At 74.1% G+C, this 23,111-nt stretch carries 14 protein-coding genes; 10 read left to right on the top strand and 4 right to left on the bottom strand.

Going from position 1 to position 23,111, the window contains the following annotated elements; genetic code table 11:
• Nucleotides 1-104: 104 nt before the first annotated feature.
• On the top strand, nucleotides 105-3,386 hold the full coding sequence (locus OHA86_RS32145) for a glycoside hydrolase family 3 C-terminal domain-containing protein (protein ID WP_329180988.1): 3,282 nt from the start codon (nucleotides 105-107) through the stop codon (nucleotides 3,384-3,386).
• Between the two features lie 114 nt (nucleotides 3,387-3,500).
• On the opposite strand, the gene OHA86_RS32140 is transcribed toward OHA86_RS32145, so the two are convergent.
• Nucleotides 3,501-4,898 carry an NADP-dependent succinic semialdehyde dehydrogenase gene (locus OHA86_RS32140; RefSeq protein WP_329180987.1) on the bottom strand — a complete coding sequence of 466 codons (1,398 nt, stop codon included), beginning with the start codon at nucleotides 4,896-4,898 and terminating at the stop codon, nucleotides 3,501-3,503.
• A gap of 352 nt (nucleotides 4,899-5,250) precedes the next feature.
• On the opposite strand from OHA86_RS32140, the gene OHA86_RS32135 reads away from it, so the two are divergent.
• The gene (locus OHA86_RS32135; protein ID WP_329180985.1) at nucleotides 5,251-6,753 is read left to right on the top strand and encodes a choice-of-anchor J domain-containing protein; all 1,503 of its coding nucleotides are present in this window, start codon (nucleotides 5,251-5,253) and stop codon (nucleotides 6,751-6,753) included.
• 53 nt (nucleotides 6,754-6,806) lie between these two features.
• On the opposite strand, the gene OHA86_RS32130 is transcribed toward OHA86_RS32135, so the two are convergent.
• The gene (locus OHA86_RS32130) at nucleotides 6,807-8,939 is read right to left on the bottom strand and encodes a SpoIIE family protein phosphatase (protein ID WP_329180983.1); all 2,133 of its coding nucleotides are present in this window, start codon (nucleotides 8,937-8,939) and stop codon (nucleotides 6,807-6,809) included.
• A gap of 201 nt (nucleotides 8,940-9,140) precedes the next feature.
• Nucleotides 9,141-9,662: a hypothetical protein gene (locus tag OHA86_RS32125; RefSeq protein ID WP_329180981.1), complete on the bottom strand. Its 522-nt coding sequence runs from the start codon at nucleotides 9,660-9,662 to the stop codon at nucleotides 9,141-9,143.
• 866 nt (nucleotides 9,663-10,528) lie between these two features.
• Here OHA86_RS32125 and OHA86_RS32120 point away from each other — a divergent pair.
• The 8 genes from OHA86_RS32120 to OHA86_RS32085 all read left to right on the top strand — a co-directional run bounded on the left by OHA86_RS32120 (nucleotide 10,529) and on the right by OHA86_RS32085 (nucleotide 20,290).
• Nucleotides 10,529-12,709: a hypothetical protein gene (locus OHA86_RS32120; RefSeq protein ID WP_329180979.1), complete on the top strand. Its 2,181-nt coding sequence runs from the start codon at nucleotides 10,529-10,531 to the stop codon at nucleotides 12,707-12,709.
• Between the two features lie 101 nt (nucleotides 12,710-12,810).
• Nucleotides 12,811-14,388, top strand: coding sequence for a GT4 family glycosyltransferase PelF (gene pelF / locus OHA86_RS32115; RefSeq protein ID WP_329180977.1), 1,578 nt, complete (start codon nucleotides 12,811-12,813; stop codon nucleotides 14,386-14,388).
• Nucleotides 14,385-15,887, top strand: coding sequence for a hypothetical protein (locus OHA86_RS32110; protein WP_329180975.1), 1,503 nt, complete (start codon nucleotides 14,385-14,387; stop codon nucleotides 15,885-15,887). The genes pelF and OHA86_RS32110 overlap by 4 nt, the downstream gene beginning before the upstream one ends.
• A 56-nt stretch (nucleotides 15,888-15,943) precedes the next feature.
• A complete protein-coding gene (locus OHA86_RS32105) occupies nucleotides 15,944-16,945 on the top strand; it encodes an SDR family NAD(P)-dependent oxidoreductase (RefSeq protein ID WP_329180973.1) in 1,002 nt (333 codons plus the stop codon).
• Between the two features lie 49 nt (nucleotides 16,946-16,994).
• Nucleotides 16,995-17,708, top strand: a complete 714-nt coding sequence (locus OHA86_RS32100) for a sugar phosphate nucleotidyltransferase (protein WP_329180971.1) — start codon at nucleotides 16,995-16,997, stop codon at nucleotides 17,706-17,708.
• Nucleotides 17,709-17,715: 7 nt separating this feature from the next.
• A complete protein-coding gene (locus tag OHA86_RS32095; protein ID WP_329180969.1) occupies nucleotides 17,716-18,654 on the top strand; it encodes an NAD-dependent epimerase/dehydratase family protein in 939 nt (312 codons plus the stop codon).
• Nucleotides 18,651-19,430, top strand: coding sequence for a spherulation-specific family 4 protein (locus OHA86_RS32090; RefSeq protein ID WP_329180967.1), 780 nt, complete (start codon nucleotides 18,651-18,653; stop codon nucleotides 19,428-19,430). Before OHA86_RS32095 ends, OHA86_RS32090 begins: the two co-directional genes overlap by 4 nt.
• Nucleotides 19,427-20,290 carry an endo alpha-1,4 polygalactosaminidase gene (locus OHA86_RS32085; RefSeq protein WP_329180965.1) on the top strand — a complete coding sequence of 288 codons (864 nt, stop codon included), beginning with the start codon at nucleotides 19,427-19,429 and terminating at the stop codon, nucleotides 20,288-20,290. The genes OHA86_RS32090 and OHA86_RS32085 overlap by 4 nt, the downstream gene beginning before the upstream one ends.
• Before the next feature lie 100 nt (nucleotides 20,291-20,390).
• Here the strand turns inward: OHA86_RS32085 and OHA86_RS32080 are convergent, their stop codons facing one another.
• Complete coding sequence (locus tag OHA86_RS32080; protein WP_329180963.1) at nucleotides 20,391-22,991, bottom strand: glutaminase domain-containing protein; 2,601 nt, start codon at nucleotides 22,989-22,991, stop codon at nucleotides 20,391-20,393.
• Between the last annotated feature and the right edge of the window lie 120 nt (nucleotides 22,992-23,111).

Here is a 23,111-nt window from a genome sequence, read left to right as displayed (position 1 = left end):
TCGCCCGGATGCCCGGGTCCCACGCGGTACGGGACCCGGGCATCCACTCTTCCCCCCACCACCTCCGGCGGCGCCCCCGCCGCCGGGTGAGAGAGGCGACTTCCATGCTGCAAGCCTCCTATCGCACTCCCCCGCCCCTACGACGACGGCGGCTGACCGCCGCCCAGTCGCGGCTCGCCGCCGTCATCGGCTTCGTCCTGGTCGTCGCGCTGGCCCTGGTCGGCACGCCCAGGATCGCCCGCGCCGCCGACCCGGTGCTGCTCTCGCAGGGCAAGCCGGCCACCGCCTCGTCCGCGGAGAACGCGGGCACCGCCGCTTCGGCGGCCGTCGACGGCGACACCGGCACCCGCTGGTCCAGCGCCTTCACCGACCCGCAGTGGCTCCAGGTCGACCTGGGCTCCTCGCAGCCGATCAGCAAGGTCGTGCTGAACTGGGAGGCCGCCTACGCCACGGCCTTCAAGATCCAGACCTCGGCGAACGGCACCAGCTGGACCGACGTCTACAGCACCACGACCGCCACCGGCGGCACCCAGACCCTGAACGTCACCGGCACCGGGCGCTACGTGCGGATGTACGGCACCGCGCGCGCCACCGCGTACGGCTACTCGCTGTGGGAGTTCCAGGTCTGGGGCGGCTCCGGCGGCACCCAGCCGACGGCCTGCGGCAACACCACCGCGGGCGTCGGCAAGCCCGCCACCGCCTCCTCCACGGAGAACGCCGGCACCCCCGCCTCCGCGGCCTTCGACGGCGACCCCGGCACCCGCTGGTCCAGCGCCGCCGCCGACCCGCAGTGGGTGCAGGTGGACCTCGGCTCCTCGCAGCAGGTCTGCGGGGTGAGCCTGACCTGGGAGGCCGCCTACGCGACGGCCTACCAGATCCAGGTCTCGGACAACGGCAGCACGTGGAACACCGTCTACTCCACGACGGCGGGCCCCGGCGGCACCGAGACGCACTCCTTCACCGCGACCGGCCGCTACGTGCGGATGTACGGCACCGCGCGCGCCACCCAGTACGGCTACTCGCTGTGGGACTTCACCCTGCTCACCCCGGGCGACGCCACGACCCCGCCGGGCGGCGGCACCGGTGACTGCCCGTGGGTCGGCTCGACCGCCCCGGTGGCCACCCGGGTCTCCCAGCTGCTGGCGCAGATGACGCAGGCGCAGAAGATCCAGATGCTGCACGGCAACGGCGCCACCCAGCCGTACATCGGCGACATGTCGGCGATCCCCTCGCTGTGCATCCCGGCGATGGGCTTCCACGACGGCCCGAGCGGGGTCGGCGACGGCTTCGGCGGGGTCACCCAGCTGCCGTCCGCGGTGTCGTCCGCGGCGACCTGGGACACCGCTCTCCAGAAGAGCTACGGCACGGTCGCCGGCGCCGAATTCGCCGGCAAGGGCGCGGATGTGGCGCTCGGCCCGACGATGAACATCGTGCGTGACCCGCGCTGGGGCCGGGCCTTCGAGACCTACAGCGAGGACCCCTTCCTGGCCGGCCAGATGGCCACCGCGAGCATCCAGGGCCTGCAGAGCCAGGGCGTGATGGCCGAGGCCAAGCACGTGGCGGTCTACAACCAGGAGACCAACCGCAACGGGCCGCAGGACAACGCGATCATCGACCAGCGCACCTTGCAGGAGATCTACCTCCCGGCCTTCCAGGCGGCGGTGAGCAAGGGCGCGTCGGCCTCGGTGATGTGCGCCTACTCCACCGTCAACGGGGTCTACGCGTGCCAGAACGCCAACCTGCTGAACAACGCGCTCTACCAGCAGGCCGGCTTCGGCGGCTTCGTCACCAGCGACTGGGGCGGCGCGCACTCCACGGTCGACTCGGCGAACAACGGCATGACCATCGAGATGCCGGGCGGCTACTTCTACGCCGACTTCCTGGCCCAGGCACTCGCCAACGGCACCGTCAGCCAGGCGACGCTGAACACCATGGTCAGCCGGGTGCTCACCCAGATGTTCGCCTTCGGCCTGTTCGAGAAGCACAAGACCGGTGACCGCAACTCCGTGGTGACCACCCCGGCGCACCAGGCGACGGCCCGCCAGGTCGCCGAGCAGGGCAGCGTCCTGCTCAAGAACACCGGTGTGCTGCCGCTGTCCACGGCCACCACCCACTCCATCGCGGTGATCGGCCCCGACGGCGGCGCCGGCGTGCGCAGTGTCGGCGGCGGCAGCGCCACGGCGACGAGTTCGGGTACGGTCTCGCCGCTGACCGCGCTGCAGAACCGGATGGGCTCGGCCAGCGCCGTCACCTACAACGACGGCACCGACATCAACGCGGCCGTGACCGCGGCCCGCAACGCCAATGTCGCCGTCGTCGCGGTCGGTTACGGCGAGAACGAGGGCACCGACCTGACCAGCATCGACCTGCCCGACACGCAGAACCAGCTGATCACGCAGGTGGCCGCGGCCAACCCGAACACCATCGTGGTGCTCAACACCGGCTCCGCGGTCACCATGCCGTGGCTCGGGCAGGTCAAGGGCGTGATCGAGGAGTGGTACGCGGGCCAGGAGGTCGGCAACTCCCTCGCCGCGCTGCTGTTCGGCGACGTCAACCCGTCGGGCAAGCTGCCGGTCACCTTCCCCGCGTCCCTCAACGACGTGCCGGCGCACACCACGGCGCAGTGGCCGGGCAACGGCAATGTGCAGTACAGCGAGGGCCTCAAGGTCGGCTACCGCTGGTACGACGCGCAGAACATCACCCCGCTGTTCCCGTTCGGGTTCGGCCTGTCCTACACCACCTTCGGATTCTCCGGGCTCCAGGTGGGGGCGCTGGACGGCAGCGGCAACGCCACGGTGAGCGCGACCGTCACCAACACCGGCACCCGGGCGGGCGCCGAGATCGCCCAGCTGTACGTCGGCGACCCGGCCTCCACGGGCGAACCCGCCAAGCAGCTCAAGGGCTTCCAGCGGGTGGACCTGCAGCCGGGGGCGAGTGCGAAGGTGACCTTCACGGTGACCGCGCACGACCTGGCCTACTGGAACACCGCCACGAGCAAGTGGACGACGGCGGCGGGCGGTTACCAGATCCTGGTCGGCGACTCGTCCCGGAACCTGCCGCTCACCGGGACGCTGAACGTGGCGACCGCGATGAACGCGAACACCGTCGGCGCGGCGACCACCTCGGCGGCCTCGGTCACCGTGGCCAACCCGCACGGCATGAGCAGCCCGGCGGGCACCCCGGCGCGGCTCGCGGTCACCGCGAAGGCGACGGGCGGCGCCGCCCCGGTCTTCACCGCGACCGGGCTGCCGGCCGGGCTGAGCATCGGCAAGGACGGGGTGATCTCGGGCACCCCGACGGCGAAGGGGACCAGCACGGTCAGTGTGACGGCCTCGGACGGGCAGGGCGCGGCCGACACCGCGGCCTTCGTCTGGACGGTCACCTGACAGGCCCGGCCTGAGGCCGTCCGGCCTCGGGCGCCAATGATTCTGCCTCCCCATGGGTGAAGACGACTCCCCATGGGGAGGCAGATGTACATGACAACGCAGTGGCGTCCGGGGTCAGCGGCCGTACCAGACGGTGGTGATGTTGCAGAACTCGCGGATCCCGTGCGCGGACAGCTCGCGGCCGTAGCCGGAGCGCTTGACGCCGCCGAAGGGCAGCGCCGGGTGCGAGGCGGTCATGCCGTTGAAGAACACCCCGCCCGCCTCCAGGTCACGGACGAAGCGGCGCTGCTCGTCCTCGTCGGTGGTCCACACATTGGAACTCAGGCCGAAGGGCGTGTCGTTGGCCAGCGCGACGGCGGCGTCCAGGTCCGCCACCCGGTAGAGGGTGGCCACCGGGCCGAACGCCTCCTCGCGGTGGATGCGCATCCGCTCGGTGACCCCGGTGAGCACGGTCGGCTCGTAGTACCAGCCGGGCGGCAGCGCCTTGGGGCGGCGGGCCCCGCACAGCGCCTGCGCCCCCTTGGCGAGCGCGTCCTCGACCAGCTCCTCCAGGTCGGCCCTGCCCTGCTCGGTGGCCAGCGGGCCGACGTCGGTGGACGGTGTCGTCGGATCGCCCACCCGCAGGGCGCTCATCGCCCGGCTGAAGCGCTCGGCGAAGGCGTCGTGGATGTCGGTGTGGACGATGAAGCGCTTGGCGGCGATGCAGGACTGGCCGTTGTTCTGCACCCGGGCGGTGACGGCGACCTCGACCGCGCGGTCCAGCTCGTCCGCGGCCGACGGCATCACCACGAAGGGGTCGCTGCCGCCGAGTTCCAGCACCGTCTTCTTGACCTCGTCGCCCGCGATCGCGGCCACCGCGCGGCCCGCGCCCTCACTGCCGGTGAGGGTGGCGGCGGCCACCCGCGGGTCGCGCAGGACGTCCTCGATCGCGCCGGAGCCGACCAGCAGCGTCTGGAAGCAGCCCTCGGGGAAGCCGGCCCGGTGGAACAGCCCGCCGAGGTAGAGCGCGGTCTGCGGGACGTTGGAGGCGTGCTTGAGCAGCCCGACGTTCCCCGCCATCAGCGCGGGGGCGGCGAATCTGATCACCTGCCAGAGCGGGAAATTCCACGGCATCACCGCGAGCACCACCCCGAGCGGCCGGTAGCGGACGTACGCGCGCGTGGCGCCGCTGTCCTCGACGTCGGCGGCGGCCGGGTGCTCGTCGGCGAGCAGGTCCTCGGCGTGGGCGGCGTACCAGTGCATCGACTTGGCGCACTTGGCCGCCTCCGCGCGGGCCGCGGCCAGCGTCTTGCCCATCTCGGTGGTCATGACGCGGGCGATCTCGTCCCGCTCCTTGTCGAGCAGGTCGGCGGCGGCGTGCAGCAGCCGGGCCCTGGTACCGAAGTCGGTCTCGCGCCAGCCGCGGAACGCGCGGTGCGCGGCGGTGATCCGCTGGTCGATCCCGTCCGCGTCGAGTGCGTCGAACGTGCGGACGGTCTCCCCGGTCGCGGGGTTCACGGTGGCGATCGGCATGCTGCTCCTCCTCGTGCCGCGGGCCGGCCGGGCGGGCGCGCGGGCCGGGCGCCCACGAGGCGCGGGTACCCGCGGCGGCCGGGTCCATGCGGCTGCGCCGCCATCCTGCCCCCGCCCCGGCGCCGGGCGGCGGTGCTGCGGCCGGGCGGCGGCGGACGGCACCCGCCCGGCGCAACCCGGCACCCCGCCATTACACCGTCCGGGTGATTCATCGGCCGGCGGCGCGCGGGCGGCGACCAGTTGACCTGGAGCGTTCATCCGCCCGTAACGTCCGCCACATCAGCCACAGCTTCTACGCGCGCAGAATCGATTCCCGCACCCCACCCACCGCCCCCCACATGGAGGTTGACGGATGCCTGGTCCACGTATGTCCCGCAGCAGGATCGCGCTCGGCGCGACCGCGGCACTGGGCGTGATCGCCCTGGCCGCGGCCGGTGTCGCCACCGGCAGCGCGCAGGCCGCACCGGCCGGCGCCGCGGTGCCGGCCGCGGCTGCGGCAGCGACTCATCGCGTGCTGTTCGACAACACCAAGGCCGAGACGGCCGGCAACGCCGACTGGATCATCAGCACCAGCCAGCCCGACCCGCTCGGCCAGGACTCCACACCGAACGCCGAGACCGACTGGACCGGCGCGCTGTCCTCGTGGGGCGTCGCCCTGCAGAAGGCCGGCGGCTACAGCCTCAACACGCTGCCGTCCGGACGGACCATCACCTACGGCAACAGCTCCAACGCGCAGGACCTGAGCAACTTCGACACCTTCGTGCTGACCGAGCCCAACGTGAAGCTCAGCGCCGCGGAGAAGACCGCCGTCATGACCTTCGTGAAGAACGGCGGCGGCCTGTTCCTGATCTCGGACCACAACAACAGCGACCGCAACAACGACGGCTGCGACTCGCCGTGCGTGATCAACGACCTGCTGACCAGCAACGGGGTGGACAACACCGACCCGTTCGGCTTCTCGGTCGACCTGCTCGACATCAGCACCGACAACCCGCGGGCGATCAGCAGCTCCTCCGACCCGGTGCTGCACGGCCCGTTCGGCACGGTCACCGGCAGCATCCTGCGCGACGGCACCACCTTCACCCTCAAGCCGGCCGACAACCCGAACGTCAAGGGCCTGCTCTACCACACCGGTTCGTCGGGCAACAGCGGCGCCTTCTTCGTCACCAGCACCTTCGGCAGCGGCCGGGTGGCGATCTGGGGCGACAGCTCGCCCGCCGACGACGGCACCGGTCAGTCGGGCAACACCCTCTACGACGGCTGGAACGACCCGGCCGGCACCGACGCGGCGCTGGCGCTCAACGCCACCGCCTGGCTGTCCGGTTCCGGCAGCACCACACCGCCCACCACCCCGCCGACCGGCGGCACCACCGGCGGTGGCGGCAGCTGCACCGGCGGCCAGCTGCTGGCCAACCCCGGCTTCGAGTCCGGCGCTTCCTCGTGGTCGGCGAGCAGCGGAGTGATCAACAACAGCAGCGGCGAGCCCGCGCACGCCGGCTCCTACAAGGCGTGGCTCGACGGCTACGGCACCGCGACCACCGACACGGTCTCCCAGTCGGTCACCATCCCGTCCGGCTGCTCGGCCCGGCTCTCCTTCTGGCTGCACATCGACACCGCGGAGACCGGCAGCACGGCGTACGACACCCTCAAGGTGCAGGTGCTGAACTCCTCAGGCACCGTCCTGAGCACCCCGGCGACGTACAGCAACGCCAACGCGGCGTCCGGCTGGACCCAGCGCACCTTCGACCTGAGCGCCTACGCCGGGCAGACGATCACGCTGAAATTCACCGGGACCGAAGGCTCCAAGCTCCAGACGTCGTTCGTCATCGACGACGTGGCGATCACCATCAGCTGACCGCCCGCACCTCCTGTCCGGCCGGCGGTCCCGCGCCGGCCGGCGGGAGGCCGTCAGCCGAGCAGGCTGCGCTGGCTCTCCGGGCCGAACTCGCACCACACGGCCTTGCCGTCGCCCCGCGGCTCGACACCCCAGTGGATGGCAAGCGCCTCGATCATCAGCAGCCCGCGGCCGGAGGTGGCGGCCTCGCCGGGGCTGCGGCGGCGCGGCCACACGCTGGAGCGGTCCTGCACGGTCAGCCGGACCCGGCGGACCGGTTCGGGCAGCACCTCAAGGGTCATCACGGCGCCGCCCTCGGTGTGCAGCAGCACATTCACCAGCAGTTCGCCCGCGGCGACTTCGAGGTCGTCGGCCAGCTCGGCGAGCTGCCACGCCTCCAGCGCCTGGCGCAGCGCGAGGCGGGCGTCGGCCAGCCCCTCGGGGTCGGCCTGGTGGACGTAGGAGTGCATCCTGGGCGCCCGCGAAGTGCCGGGGTCGGGGTCGCGGCGCAGGATCAGCAGAGCCACGTCGTCCTGCGAGCCCCAGCGCTCCCACAGGTTGTCCGCGAGGTGGTCGGCCAGCTCCTCGGCCTCGTCGGGGCCGTCCCGCACCGCCGCGGCCAGCGCCTCCATGCCGATGGTGATGTCCAGGTCGCGTTCCTCGACCAGCCCGTCCGTGCAGAACACCAGGGTCTCGCCGGGCACCAGATCGAGCCGGGTCTCGGGGAATTCGTGCAGGTCCAAGGCGGTGGCCAGGCCCAGCGGCAGGCCGCCGCGCACATGGGGCCAGCCGGTGCGGCCGTCGGTGTGCCGCACCAGCGGCCCGAGGTGGCCGGCCCTGGCCGCGCGCACCGAGCCGCCCGTCAGGTCGAGTTCGGCGTACGCGCAGGTCGCGAAGCGCTCGGTGTCCAGCTCCGCGAGGAAGCGGGAGGCCCTGGCCAGCACGGTCGACGGCGGGTGGCCCTCGGCCGCGTAGGCGCGCAGCGCGATCCGCAGCTGGCCCATGACGGCCGCGGCGTGGGTGTCGTGGCCCTGGACGTCGCCGACGACCAGGCCCACCCGGTTCTGCGGCAGCGCCACCACGTCGTACCAGTCGCCGCCGACCTCCCGGCCGCTGGACGCGGTGTGGTAGCGGACCGCGATGTCGGCGCCGTCGAAGCGCGGTACGTCCCGGGGCAGCATCGCGGCCTGCAGCCCGGTGGCGAACTCCCGCTCCCGGTCGAAGAGCATCGCCCGCTGCAGGGACTGCGCCACGATCGCGGCGAGCGCCGCGCACAGCTCGCGGTGGGTGTGGGTGAAGACGTCGCCGGAGCGGTAGAAGAGCGCCAGACCGCCGATGGAGCGGGCCTGGGCGACCAGCGGCAGGAAAGCGGCGGCGTTCAGCTCGTCCATGGCCGCGACATACGGCAGGACCGCGGGAAACCGCTCTCCCAGCTCGGCGAAGGAGCTGACGAAACGCGGCCGCTGGGTCATCACGGCCTCGCCCAGCGGCAGCGCGCCGTCCAGGCGGCGCGGGGACAGCCCCGACATCCCGGCCACCGGCTCGCCGCTGACCCCGACGATCCGCAGATTGCCGCCCTCCACCAGCCCGAGCGCCAGTCCGTCGGCGCCGAAGCGCTCGAGCCCGCCCGCGCCGGTGAGCACCGCGGTGACCTCCTCGACGGTCACCGCGCGGGACAGCGCCTCGGTGGTGAGCCGGACGATCGGGGCGAGGCTCTGCCGCTCCCCCGCCGGCCGGCTGACGCGCACGTCGGGGGTGTGGGTCAGCTCGTCGGTGGCGTCCCTGACGATGCCGACGATGCGGTAGGCGTTGCCCCGCTTGTCGCGCAGGATCGTGCCCTGGGTGTGCGACCACTGCTTGGCGCCGTCCCTGCGGGTCACCTGGAAGTAGCCGCCGTAGGTGCGGCGGCCGGCCTGGAGCGCTCTCCTGAGCGCGTAGTCCACCCGGGCGCCCTCCTCGGGCGGGACCCGCAGCACCAGCGACTCGGGCCGCCCGTCGAATTCGCCGGGCCGCAGGTCGAAGACCCGCAGGGCGGCCTCGTCGAGTTCCAGCACCCCCTGGTCGAGGTCCCAGTCGAAGCTGCCCATGCCGTTCATGGCCAGCCGCTCCCCCGGGCCGATCTCCGTCTCCGGAGGCCGTCCCAGGGCGAGGATCGGCCCGACCCTGGGGTCGTAGCCGCTGCGGACCGACCGGTTACGCGCTGTCATGCACTCGCTCCGGGGGTCGGGCCTGCGGTCATCGGGCCGCTTCCGCGCGGCGAATCGCGGGATGCACTTCGGCAGGCTTCATAGGCATTACAGCCAGTATGCCCCGTTCGGCGGCATACCCCGACCCGAGCGGCCCCGGGCGCCAGTCCCGGGGCAGACGCAGACGCAGCCCGTCAGGCGCAGGCCCTCACGCTCAGGCCGTCAGGCGCAGGCCGGACGACGGCGGCGTACGACGGCCAGGCCCGTCACGCCGACCAGCGCGCCGACGGCCACGACCTTGAGCGAGCCCGGGCCGGTCACGCCGCCGCCGAGTCCGGTCCGCAGCGTGCCGGGCATGGCGGCGGCCCGCTCCTCGACGGCCAGCGGCACGGTGCCCTGCCCGCCGTCGCAGCCGAAGCCGATGTCGTAGCGCGCGCCTGGCCTCGCGTACCGCCCGACGGTGACCGTCGCGCTCTGCCCGGCGCCGCCGCCCGCACCGAGGGCCACCGCGCCGAACAGGCCGGGCGCCGAGGCGGTCGCGGGACCCGCGCAGCCGGTCGCGCGCAAGGTGACGATCTCACCGGGAGTGACGGTGGCCGGGGTGGCGGTGAAGCCGGAGGGGTCGGCCGGGGCCGCCGCAGAAGCGGGCGCCGCGGCGGCCAGGGCCACCAGTGCCGCCAGGGCGGCCGGCACCGCCGGCCCGGCCAGGGCGAGGGCGGCTGCGAATATCCGGCCGGCGCGCATACGGCTCTCCCGTGCCGGGGGCGGTCCTGTGACCGCTCCAACGGCTCGGCCGGCACTCTTCCGGTATCCCACGGCGCCGCCGGGCTTCCCGCCCGCCGGGACGGCACGTCCGGCCGGTGCTCCTCGGCGGGCGCGCGCCCGACTCCCGCCGGGGCGGGCCGCGTTGGCCGCCGGGGTACGGACGGCGGCCGGCGGGTCCGTTCGGGTGGAAGCCGGGCGCCGCCAGGGCGCGCCGCATGGGTGCGCGGGACCGGGGTACGCGTGGGGGCGAACGGAACGCGATCTTCTTTGGAGGGTGCCATGTCCACCCCGTTTCCCGACCCCTACCCGCCGCTGCCGACGCCCCCGGACGAGCCGTCGCCGGGGCCCGACCCGGTTCCGACGCCGGAGCCGAGTCCGATTCCCGGCCCCGCCCCGAGCCCGCTGCCGACCCCGCCGTCCCCGGTGCCGCCCACACCCGAGCCCACGCCGGCGCCGGCCCCGCCCCCGATCGACTGAACCCGCCTCCACGGGGCGCACGCGTAATCACTCTGCCGCGGCAGGCACTTTTCGGGGCGCACGGATTCGCATGTGTTGTCGATTCATTCGGCTTTCCCAGCATGAATCGAAAATATGCTCGGTCATTCATCATTTAGGTCGATAATCCGTGCGCGCCGTGAGCATGACAGAGATCAACGCCGCAGGTGGGAGGCACGAAGTCCCGCACGCCCCCGCGACGCATGACGCATGCGGTCCAGTCACCTCCGCAAAATGGTCACAACTCCTCCGCGATCTACCCCACGATGGTCCCCGGAATACGGCCGGAAAGGGCCGTTGGAGTGGGAGCACGCCGATCGGGAATCGGCGGCTGCCGGGGGAGGAAATTCATGGGCAGAGCTTTACGCGCCGCAACCGTCGCGTCCGCGGCGGCACTGGTGGCACTGGCGGTCGCGCCGCCGTCGGCGCGGGCCGCGGTGCCGCCGCGGGTCGATCTCAGGGTGCTGGTGGTGGACGACGGCGGTCCGGCGACCGCGGCCATCACCTCGGAGCTGGACGGTGCGGGCACTCCGTACACCACGGTGGACCTCACCGCGGCGGGCCGGCCGGTGATCACCGCGGGCTTCCTGAGCGACACCGTGTCGGGGCGGCCTCGGGCCAAATTCCAGGCGGTGGTGCTGCCCAGCGACAACCCGTTCGGCGCGGGCTCCACGGAGATGGCGGCCCTGGCGGCGTACGAGACAGCCTTCGGTATCCGGCAGGTGGACGCGTACACCTACGCGCAGCCCTCGGTCGGGCTCAACTACGCGCAGACCGGCGGCTACCTCGGCCCGCTGGACGGCGTGCAGGGGCAGGTGACCGCGCAGGGCGCGGCGGGCGACTTCGGGTACCTCAAGGGCGCGGTGCCCTTCGAGGACAACGACCCCTACCAGTCGGAGAGTTACGGCTACCTGGCGACGCCACTGGCCACCCAGGCGGCCGGGGCGAGCTTCACCCCGCTGGTGGACGCGCCGATCCCGGGCAGCACCGAACGCGGGGTGCTGGTCGGGCAGTACACGCACGACGGGCGCAGCGAGCTGGTGATCCCGTTCGTCTACAACCAGTACCAGCAGCAGTTCCGGCTGCTGGCCCGCGGCATCGTGGAGTGGATGACGCAGGGCATCCACCTGGGCGCCGACCGCAACTACTTCGAGGTGCAGGTCGACGACGTCTTCCTCGCCGACGACCGGTGGAATCCCACCCTCAACTGCACGCCGGGCGACGTGGACTGCCCGATCGGCACCGGGGACGACACCGACCCGGTCCGGATGACGGCGGCGGACGCGGCCTACGCCGCTCAGTGGTCGAAGGCGCACGGCCTCACCTTCGACTTCGTCTTCAACGGCGGCGGCAGCGAGGACTGGAAGTCCGACCACGACACGACGACCGACCCGCTGGCGAACCAGCTGATCGCCGACAAGAACACCTACCGGTGGGTCAACCACACCTATCTGCACTCCTTCCTGGGCTGTGTGCAGGACGTGAGCGTGGTGCCGTGGCGCTGCCAGACGACCGCGAGCGGCGCCGTCCAGTGGGTGAGCACCTCCGACATCACCTCGGCGGTGCAGGACAACCGCACCTGGGCGGCGACGCACGGACTGTCCCTGAACGACCAGGAGCTGGTGACCGGCGAGCACTCCGGGCTCAAGCTGCTGCCGCAGCAGCCCGCCGACAACCCCAACCTCGCCTCCGCGCTGACCGTGCTCGGTGTGAAGTACCTGGCCAGCGACAACTCCCGTGAGCCCGACCAGCGCCAGGCCGGCCCCGCGGTCACCGTGCCGCGCTTCCCGATGAACGTCTTCTACAACGCCGGCACGGCGCAGGAGGAGACCGACGAGTACAACTGGATCTACACCAGCCAGGCCCAGGGCGGCAGCGGCGCCTGCACGACCTCCGGCAACTCCACCTGCCTGACCGCCCCGTTGGACCCGGCCACCGGCTACGCGTCGTACATCGTGCCGCTGGAGTCGAGGATCGACCTCGGCCATGTGCTGGGCAACAATCCGCGCCCGCACTTCCTCCACCAGTCGAACCTGGCCGAGGACCGGATCGCGTACCCGGTGCTGGAGCGGGTGCTCGGCGACTACGCGGCGCTGTTCGCGGCGAACACGCCCACGGTGAATCTGCGGACCTCGGACATCGCCACCGAATTGCAGCGCAGGGCCGCGTGGAGCACGGCGTGGAAGGGCGGCGACGTCACCGCCTACCGCATCGGCGACACGGTCACCGTCAGCGCGCCGAGCGGCGTCCAGGTGGACGCGACCGTCCCGTCCGGCACCCGGCAGGCCCAACTGCTCGGCTCCACGGCCTTCGGCACCGCCTACGCGGGCCGGCTGTCGGGCTGGACGCAGCCGGGGCTGCTGCAGTTCGCGGTGTCGCTGACCCTGCCGTCCGGCGCGGTGCCCGCGGCGCCGGCGAAGGCCGCCGCGAACAGCCCGGCGGCGCTCGCCGCCCCGGTCGGCCGGCTGCCGGTGCCCAAGGGCGTGGCGGTCGCCGTGCCCGCCGGGCCCGGCGACAGCAAGCGGCCCTGACACGGCAGACGCGAACGCGTGCGGGCGGGGCGGTGACCGCCCCGCCCGCACGCCGGGGCGCGCCCGCGCCCCGGCCGTACCGACCTGTCCCGGGGGGACACATGCACGCAGTGCTCGGCCAACCGCCCTCGCGTATCGCGCAGGTGACGCTGCTGACCGAGGGGACCTACCCGCACAGCCCCGGCGGGGTCAGCGTCTGGTGCGACCAGCTCGTACGCGCCATGCCCGATGTGGACTTCCGGGTCACGGCCGTCACCGCGACGGGACGTGAGCAGCCGGTGTGGGAACTGCCGTCGCACGTGCGGGCGGTGGAGTCGATACCGATGTGGGGCGCCGTCCCCCGGGGGAAGGAGCCGCGCGGCCGGGACCGGCGGGCCTTCCTCAGCGCCTGGGAGCGGCTGCTGACCTCGCTGCTGGCCGAGGGCGGACGCGGCGGGGACGGTGAAAGGGCCGGCACCGACGAGCTGTTCGGCCCCGCGCTGTACGACCTCGCCGACTGGGCGGACGCCGGCACGCTGTCGGCGGGCCTGCGCTCCGAGGCGGCCGTACGCGCCCTGGCCGGGCTGTGGCGGCGCCCGGGTACGGACGTGGCGGCGGCCCTGCCGACCCAGTACGACGCGCTGACCGGCACCGACCTGCTGGAGCACGCGCTGCGCCCGCTGGCCGCCGGCGCGCCGACCGGAGTCGCGCACGCGGTCAGCGGCGGCCTCGCCACCCTGCCGGGGCTGCTCGCCCACCACCGCGACCAGGTGCCGCTGCTGCTCACCGAACACGGCGTCTACCAGCGGGAGCGCTACCTCGGCCACCGCACGGGCCCCTACCGCTGGCCGGTGAAGTCCCTGATGCTGCACTTCTTCCGGCTGCTGGCCCGCGAGGCCTACCGGCACAGCGCGCTGATCACCCCGGGCAACCGCTACAACCGCCGCTGGGAGGAGCACGGCGGCGCCGACGCGGGCCGTATCCGTACCGTCTACAACGGGGTCGACCCCGCCGCCTTCCCGCTCGCCGGGCCCGAACCCGAGGTGCCGACGCTGACCTGGGCCGGGCGGATCGACCCGATCAAGGACCTGGAGACGCTGATCCGCGCGTTCGCGCTGGTCCGCGAGGAGATACCCGAGGCGCGGCTGCGGATCTTCGGCGGCACCCCGCGCGGCGGCGAGGACTACCGCGCGCGCTGCGAGGCGCTGGCCGCCGCGCTCGGGTCCGCCGGGGCGGTCAGCTTCGAGGGCCGGGTGGACGACATCCGCACCGCCTACGCGGCCGGGCAGGTCGTGATGCTCTCCAGCATCAGCGAGGGCTTCCCCTTTACCCTCATCGAGGCGATGTCCTGCGGGCGCTGCACCGTCTCGACCGACGTCGGCGGGGTGCGCGAGGCGGTCGGCGAGACCGGCCTCGTCGTCCCGCCGCGCGACCCCGCTGCCATGGCGGTGGCCGCCCTGGCGCTGCTGCGCGACCCGGTGCGGCGGGCCGCGCTGGGCGAGGCGGCCCGGCTGCGGGTCATCGACCAGTTCACCCTGCGGCAGACCATCGACGCCTTCCGCGGCATCTACACCGGCCTGTCGCCGGCCGAGCCGCGCACCGGGCAGCAGTACGGCGGGGTGACGTGGATGTCCCGGGTCCGGCGCGCCGACACCGCGGCGGGGTCCGGGCAGCGGGCCGCCGCGGAGGGCACGGCGTGAGCGGGCCGCTGTCGCTGGTGGGCGCGGCCGGCGCCGACGGGGCGAGGGGCGCGGTGGTGCGGCTGCCGCGGCGGCGGCGGACGCCGTCGTGGGCGCAGAGCGACCCGGTCGTCGAGCTGGCGGAGCGGCTGGCCGGGCCGTGCGCGAGCGCGGTGCACCCGGACGAGATCGCGGCGCTGCTGGAGTCCGAGGGGCTGACCGACGAGCAGGTCACCGGGCACTACGAGCACCGGGACCTGTTCTCGCTCGCCGAGTCGCTCTTCGCGCTGGTGCCGCGCGCCTACCCCGAGCCGGAACCGGCCGCCGACCCGTGGCGCACCGACGCCGGGCGCTGTGTCCTGCGCGGACTGACCTTCGCGCTGCCGGGCGTCGCCTATGTCGTCGGCGGGCGCTGGGCGGACGGCCCCGACGGGCCGTTCGGGGTGACCGCCGCGGTCGCGGGCTGGGCGGCGGCGGCGCTGTGCAGCTGGAGCTGGAACCAGGGGCTCTCGCACCGGGCGGGCCTGCTGCTGCTCGCGCAGCGCCCGCGGGCGGCGGCCCGCTGCCTGCTCGTGGGCGCCGCCGCGGGCACCGTGCCGGCCACGGCGGCGGCGCTGGCCGTGACGGGCGTCGCGCACCCGGCGCCGCCGCTCTTCGCGCTCGGCCAGGCGCTGTACATGGCGGCGGCCACCGTCCTGCTGGTGCTCGGCCGCGAGCGGTCCCTGCTGTACGTGCTGGCGCCGCTGACCGTGGCGGCCGGGTGCGGCGCGACGGGACTCCCCTCGCCCGTGGTCGCCGCGATCCTCACGGCGACGGTCGGCGCCGCCATCGCCGCGGCGGTGCACACCGCGGGCGGTGCCGCCCGCGCCGCGGGGGCCGGGTGGTTCGGCGTCCGGCTGCGCGGGAGCCGGACCCGCGCCGGGCGGCCGGAGCCGCGCGAGGGCGGGGAGGCCGGGGAGGGCGGCCCGCACGTGCCGGTGGGCCGGTCGGTGCCGCTGGCGCTCGGCGGGCTCGGCGCCGGGGCGCTGGTGGTGACCGCGGCCCTGGCCGGGGAATTCGTCGCCACGCTCACCGTGAGCATGGGGGTGGCCGAATGGCTGCTCTTCCGCTTCCGCAGCCGCGCTCTGGCGGCGCTGCGCAGGACCGGGGTCGGTGAGCGGCTCTTCACCCGGTCGTGGCGGGTGCTGGCGCGCTGCCTGGGGGCCTACGCCGCCGCGCTGGTGGCGCTGGCCGGCGCCGAGTCCGCGGCGCTGCCGGGGGCCGCGCCCTGGGACGCGCCGCATCTGGGCGTGCTGCTGGCGCTCGGCTGCACGCTGTGGCTCGCGCTGCTGCTCCAGTCCTGCGACCGGCCCTGGCCCGCCGCCGCCGTGCTGTCGGCAGCGACCACGACCGCCGTGGCGCTGCTCGCCGCGCACATCGGCGCGCCCGGCGCCGTCATCGGCCTGACCGGTGCGGGCGCCGCCGCCGTCCTGCTCACCGCGGCCGCCACCGTCACCGCCCGGGTCACCGCACACCGCTGACCGCCCGTCCCCCGGCGGGTACCTCACGTCACCTCTGCCACAAGGAGATCACACCTGTGTCCACCGCAACTGCCGTCGCCGTCACCGGCGCCGAGGGCTTCATCGGCTCGCACCTGGTCGAGGCGCTGGTCGCCTCCGGCCGCCGGGTGCGCGCGATGGTGCAGTACAACTCCTTCTCCTCGCACGGCTGGCTGGAGCTGCTGCCGCCCGAGGTGACGGACTGCGTGGACGTCGTCCTGGGCGATGTCCGCGACCCCGGCTCGGTGCGCGACCTGGTCGCCGGCTGCGACACCGTCTACCACCTGGCCGCGCTGATCGCGATCCCGTACTCCTACCGGGCGCCGCGCAGCTACGTCGACACCAATGTCAGCGGCACCCTCAACGTCCTTGAGGCGGTACGGGAGTCGGGCATACCGCGGCTGGTGCACACCTCGACCAGCGAGACGTACGGCACCGCGCAGACCGTACCGATCAGCGAGGACCACCCGATCGTGACCCAGTCGCCCTACGCGGCGTCCAAGGCGGGCGGCGACCGGCTCGCCGACAGCTACCACGCCAGTTTCGGCACCCCGGTGGTGACGCTGCGGCCCTTCAACACCTTCGGCCCCCGGCAGTCGATGCGGGCGGTGATCCCGACCGTGATCGGGCAGGTCGCCGCCGGGGAGCGCAAGGTGACGCTGGGCGATCTGCGGCCCACCCGGGACTTCACCTACGTCAAGGACACCGCTGCCGCCTTCCTCGCGGTGGGGACCGCGCCGGCCGAGCGGGTGGTCGGCAGGACCTTCAACGCCGGTACGGGCGGCGAGATCTCGGTCGGCGACCTGGTGCGGCTGATCGGCACCCTGATGGACACCGACCTGGCGGTGCTGGAGGACCCGCAGCGGCTGCGCCCGGCCGGGTCCGAGGTGATGCGGCTGGTGTGCGACGCGAGCCGGCTGCGCGAGGCGACCGGCTGGGCGCCCGCCCACCGGCTGGAGGACGGCCTCGCCCGCACCATCGACTTCTTCCGCGACCCGGTCCACCTGGCCCGCTACAGGACCGGCGCCTACAACGTCTGACCGTACGTCGGAATCGACCCTGACCACACCACTTCTGGGGGGACCCACCATGCACGCAGTCATCCTCGCGGGCGGCAAGGGCGTACGCCTGCGGCCCTACACCACCGCGCTGCCCAAGCCGCTGGTGCCGATCGGCGACAGCCACGCGATCCTGGAGATCGTGCTCAGGCAGCTGGCCGCCGCGGGCTTCCTCCGCTGCACGATCGCCATCGGCCACCTCGGCAACATCATCCGCGCCTACGTCGGCGACGGCTCCCAGTGGGGGATCGACGTCGACTATGTGACCGAGGACAACCCGCTGGGCACGATGGGCCCGCTGCTGACGATGCGCGACGAACTGCCCGAGCACTTCCTGGTGATGAACGGCGATGTGCTCACGGACCTGGACTTCGCGCAGTTACTGCGCGGGCACAGCGGCTCCGGCGCCCCGCTGACGATCGCCACCTACCGGCGCACCGTCAACATCGACTTCGGGGTGCTCACCACCGACGAGGGCCAGGTGGTGGGCTTCACCGAGAAGCCGAGCATGGACTACCGGGTGTCGATGGGGGTCTACGGGGTCTCCCGGGACACGCTCTCGGGCTACACGCCGGGGCTGCCGCTGGGCTTCGACGAGCTGGTGCTCGACCTGCTCGCCGCGAACCGGCCGCCGCACGCCCACGACTTCGGCGGCTACTGGCTGGACATCGGCCGACCCGACGACTACGACCGGGCGAACGCCGAATTCAGCAGCCTGCGCGGGCTGCTGCTCAAGGGGGCGTGAGCACGGCATGAGCAGGATTCTGGTGCTCGGCGGCGCGGGCTACCTCGGCGCCCCGGTGACCGCGCGGCTCGGCGCGCTGCCCGGGGCGACCGTGCTGCACGGCGGGCGCGCGGCGCCGGACGGCGGGGGCGGTGCGGGCGGTCGCCCGGCGCCGGACCTGCCGGCCGACCTGGGCACGGTGCCGGTGGACGTGCTGGCCGGCGGGCTCGCGGCGCTCGGCCCCGACGTGGTGGTCAACTGCGCCGGGCTCACCGGCGGGCCGGCGAGCACACTGGCGGCGGTCAACGCCCGCGGCCCGGCCGCGCTGTGCGAGGCGATGGCCGCCGCGGTGCCCGCGGCCCGGCTGGTGCAGCTGGGCTCGGCCGCGGAGTACGGCCCCGGGACGCCCGGGACACCGGTCCACGAGTCGGCCGCGGCCCGGCCCGCCGGGGTCTACGGCGCCACGAAGCTGGCGGGCACCTTGGCGGTGACCGGGTCGGGGCTCGACGCGGTGGTGCTGCGGGTCTTCAACCCGGTCGGCCCGGGCGCACCCGCGTCCGGGCTGCCCGGGCGGCTCGCCGCCGCCTTCCGCGCCGCACCGCCGGACGGGGCGGTCCGCACCGGCGACCTGGGCGCGTACCGTGACTTCGTGGACGTGAACGACGTGGCGGCGGCGGTGGCGCTGGCCGCCACCGCCGCCGGGCCGCTGCCCCCGGTGCTGAACATCGGGTCGGGCCGCGCCAGGCCGGCCCGCGATCTGGCGGCGGAGCTGGCCGGGCTGGCCGGCTTCACCGGGCGGATCGAGGAGTCGGGCGCGGGCTCGGAGCGCTCGGCCGCCGCGTCCTGGGTGTGCGCGGACATCGCGCTGGCCGCCGCGGCCCTGGGCTGGCAGCCGGCCCGCACCCTGCGCGACGCGCTGGCGGCGCTGTGGCTCACCACCGCCCCGGCCGCCGGGGCGTCGGCATGACCGCCCCCGAGCGGCCGGCGGCGTACGGCGGCCCCACGCCCGTACCGCCGTACGCGCCGGGGCCCGAGCGCACGCCGCCGGAGGCGGTGGCGCAGCCCGCGGTGCCGCCCGTCGCCGCCGCGCGCTCGCTGCTCGTGCCGCTGTACGTCCATCCCGCCCTCGACCCGGGTGCCTGGCGGGCGCTGGAGCAGGCGGCGGGGCGGCTGTACGGCGTGGTGGTCAACGTCGCGGACGGGCCGGGAGCCGGGCCGCCCGACACGGTCGTCGCGGCGGCGGCGCGGCGGCTGCGGGCGGCCGGAGTGCGGCTGTTCGGCTATGTGGACACCGACTACGCGGCCCGGCCCGCCCGGGAGGTCGCTCGCGACCTGCGGCGGCACCAGGACTGGTACGGGGTGAGCGGGGTCTTCTTCGACCGGGTCGCCTCCGGCCGCGACCGGCTGCGGTACTACCGGCGGGTGGCGGTGGCCGCCCGGCGCGGTGGTGCGCGGGCCGTCGTGCTCAACCCCGGGGTGCACCCCGACCCCGGCTACGCGGCGGTCGCGGACCTGCTGGTGACGTACGAGGGCAGCTGGGAGGACTACACGGCGGCGGCCGTTCCCGGCTGGACGGCGGCCCATCCCCCGTCCCGCTTCTGCCACCTGGTCTACGGCGTGCCCGGGACCGCGGCCGCGCGCGCGGTGGCGCGCACGGCGGCGGGGCGGGGCGCGGCCGTGCACTGCGCGGTGCCGGGCGGGCCGCCCAATCCCTGGCAGTACGTGCCGTCGGGCGCCGCGTGAGCGGCCGGGCCGCCCGCGCGCTCGGCGCCGTGGCCGTGCTGCTGCTCGCGGCGGCGGGCTGCTCCTCGCCGGGCGGCGGCGACAGCGGCCCGGCTCCGTCCGCGCCGGCCTCCGCGCGCACTCCCCCGTCCCCGTCCGGCTCCGGGGCGGCGGCAGCCGCGGGGCGGTGGCGGCCGGCTCCCGGCGCCGCCTGGCAGTGGCAGCTCAGCGGCACCGTCGACACGTCCGTCGACGTACCGGTCTACGACATCGACGGGTTCGAGAACGACGCCGGGGTCGTCACGCGGCTGCACCACGCCGGGCGCCGGGTGATCTGCTACGTCAACGCCGGTGCGTGGGAGTCCTTCCGCCCGGACGCCGCGCGCTTCCCGACCGCGCTGCTGGGCCGCGGCGACGGCTGGGACGGCGAACGCTGGCTGGACATCCGCGCCCTCGACCGGCTGCGCCCGCTGATGGCGGCCCGCTTCGACATGTGCCGCGCCAAGGGCTTCGACGCGGTCGAGCCCGATCTGGTCGAGGGGTACGCCGATTCCACCGGCTTCCCGCTGACGGCCGCCGACCAGCTCGCGTACAACCGGATGATCGCCGGTCTCGCCCACGCCCGCGGGCTCGCCGTCGGGCTCAAGAACGACCTCGGCCAAGTGCCGCAGCTGCTGCGGGACTTCGACTTCTCGGTGGACGAGCAGTGCGCGCAGTACGACGAGTGCGGGCGGCTGTCGCCGTTCATCGCGGCCGGCAAGCCGGTCTTCCACGTCGAGTACGAGCTGAAGCCGGCCCGCTTCTGTCCGGCGGTGCGCAAGCTGGGATTCAGCTCGATGGCCAAGCACCTGTCGCTCGACGCCTGGCGCGAGCCCTGCTGACCCCGCCCCGCCCGGCAGGGGCGTGCCACGGACCCCGCCGGGCGAGGAGGAGGCACCGGCGGGATCCGTCCGACGTGCCGTGGGCACGGCTCACGGCACGTCAGATCAGCCGCCACAGGTGGTCGGCCGAACCGTTGTCGGTCCACTGGGTGACCTGGGCGCTGTCGGCCTGCGACATGCCGTCCACCGCGAGCACCTTGCCGGAGTGGACGTTGACGATCTTCGACCAGCCGTCGCCGTTGTCGGTGATGCGCCACAGGTGGTCGGGGGTGCCGTTGTCCTGGTACTGCTGGACGTGGGCGCCGTCGGCGGTGCTCTGGTCGTGGACGGCGAGCACCTTGCCGCTGTTGCGGTTGGCGATGCGTACGGTGCCGTCCCCGTTGTCCAGCAGGGTCCACACATGGTCGGCGGTGCCGTTGTCGGCGTACTGCGTGACCTCGGCGGTGTCGGCCAGCGACATGCCGGAGACGGCCAGCACCTTGCCCGAGTTGCGGTTCTGGATGCGGTGCCAGCTCACCGCGGAGGCGGCCGGCGGCAGCAGCAGGGCGAACATCCCGCCGACCACCGGCCGGTCCTGGAAGCCGCGTTGGGCGCCGCTGGCGACGACGTACCAGTCGCTGAACGGCACGCGCTGGGGTGTGCTGTTGGCGAAGTTGTAGACGCCGTTGACCAGTTGGTCGCGGGTCGTCCCGTGGTCGGCGAGCCAGGCGGCGGTCCACACCTCCCAGTCGCCCTTGGTGTAGTCGTTGCGCGGGTCGAGGACGACGCCGTTGGCGCCGGCCCGCGCGGAATACCAGGCGGCCTCGCGGGCGGCGGTGCCGGTGGGGACCAGGTCGAGGCCGAGCAGCCGGTCGGGGAAGCCGTTGTACTTCAGGCTCCAGGTGCCGTCCTGGTCGTAGGCGAGTTTGAGGTGCCCGCCGGAGGAGTCCTCGGCCATTGACGTCCAGCGGCTGATGTAGCTGCGGGCCAGGGTGCGGTAGTGGGCGGCGTCCGCGGTGTTGCCGTTCACGGCGGCGACCACGCTCATCGCACCGATGCCGACGATGCCCTTGAGCGCGAGGTTGGCGCTGTGCGCGATGAAGCCGGTGAAGTCGTCGGTCTGGTTCTGGAAGCCGGGGTCGAGGGCGTTGGCGGCGAGGTATTCGGCCCACCGGCGCAGGATCGGGTAGTGGGCGGCGGCGAAGGCGGCGGCGTCGGCGGCGGGCAGCCGCTGGAGGAGGGCGGCGGCCATGATGAGGATGTTCGCGGACTCCTCGACCGGCATGTCCTCCTCGTTGCCGTCGTTGTGCCCGGTCGCGTTGGGGTAGCCGGAGCCGAGGTCGTGCTCGGCGAACTCCTTGGGCCAGCCGCCGTGTTCGGCGTAGTCCAGCAGCGGTTCGAGCAGCAGCCGCAGGTAGGCGGGCGAGAGGTAGAGGTAGGCGGGGAAGGCCGGGTAGGTCACGTCGATGGTGGACATGTTGCCGTCGGAGGAGATCTCCTTCAGGAACGCCCAGGGCGATCCGTTCCGGTCGACCAGTTCGGTGCCGGCCACCGCCTGGCGCAGCGCGAGGGCGCAGACGGCCGCGTAGTGGTCGCCGGTGGCGCCGCCGCCGGCCGCCGCGACCGCGTCGTTGTGGATGCGCTGGTCGAGGGCGGCGGCCGAGCTGAGGGCGGCGGCGTGGTCGGCGTCGAACCAGCCGACCATGTCGGTCCAGGAGCCCCAGTAGTGCGTCCACCACGGCTGGAGCTGGGCGCCGAGGTAGGTGACCGCGGGGGTGCGGACATGGCCGAGGGTGACGGTGAATTCCGCTGACGGCGTGCCCGGGTTGACGGTGCCGAAGTCGCGGTTGAGGCCCAGCACCGGCCAGCGGTCGCTGATGGCACGGGGTTTGGCGCTGTCGACCGAGCCGTCGAGCCGCCCGTTGCCCGCCGAGGCGGCGCGGACGACGGTGTCCTGCCCGATCTGCGCGGTGACCCCGGTGCCGCTGGGCGCGGCCAGCACCAGCCGGCCCCATGAGGCCTGGTCGCCGTGCTCCTGCAGCACTCCGGGGGTGGCGGGCTGCGCGCTGAGCACCGTCATCCGGCCGGCCTGCTGGAGGTCCCAGGTGATGGGGGTGGCGGTGTCGCCGTGCACCCACTCCCCCGACACATCGAGGTGGACGTCGACCGCGTGGGCGCGGCCGTCGGCGCTCGCGGCCTGCACGGTGACGTAGCTGAGCGGCACCGACTGGCGCTGGAGATTGCCGAGGTCGACCGGGGAGAAGAAGGTGACGGTCAAGGTGACGCCGCCGCCGGTGAGCGTGTACACCGAGCGGGTCGCGGTCAGTTGCAGCGAGGTCTGCTGCATGGTGGCCAGCGCGGGTCCCGCGGGCAGCGCGGGTGAGCCGGCGAAGATGTAGGCGGCGCCGTCGATCCTGGCCAGGCCGCACAGCGCGGTGATGTGGCCGTTCCAGAAGGTGGGCCAGGTGCCGGCCAGGTTGTCCGCCGGCAGCCAGGTCGACAGGTACATCGAGCGGACGGCGAGCGGCACGGCGGGCGGCCGGATCGGCCCGAAGGTGCTCGCGGCCGGGGCGAGCCCCTGCGCGGCGGCCCGCGCCTGGGCGGCCGGCGCGGCGGTGAGGGTGAAGAAGCCGCCGGTGGCGGCGGCCGCGGTCAGCGCGCCGCTCCACTTGAGCAGGTCGCGGCGCCCTGGCCCGGGCGTGCGGAGGTCATCGGAAGTCATGGGGGTCCGTCCTCGGGGAGGGGTGGGGGGAGTCGAGGGAGCGGTGCGGCGGGGTCCTGCGGCTGCCGTCGCGGGACCGGCCGCGGTCGGCGGATCGACGGCCGGAGGACCGGCCGCCGG

It is taken from the genome of Streptomyces sp. NBC_01477 (assembly GCF_036227245.1).
GTDB lineage: Bacteria > Actinomycetota > Actinomycetes > Streptomycetales > Streptomycetaceae > Actinacidiphila.
Note: the sequence above shows the minus strand (reverse complement) of the source record. Positions and strands in the feature narration are given on the sequence as shown.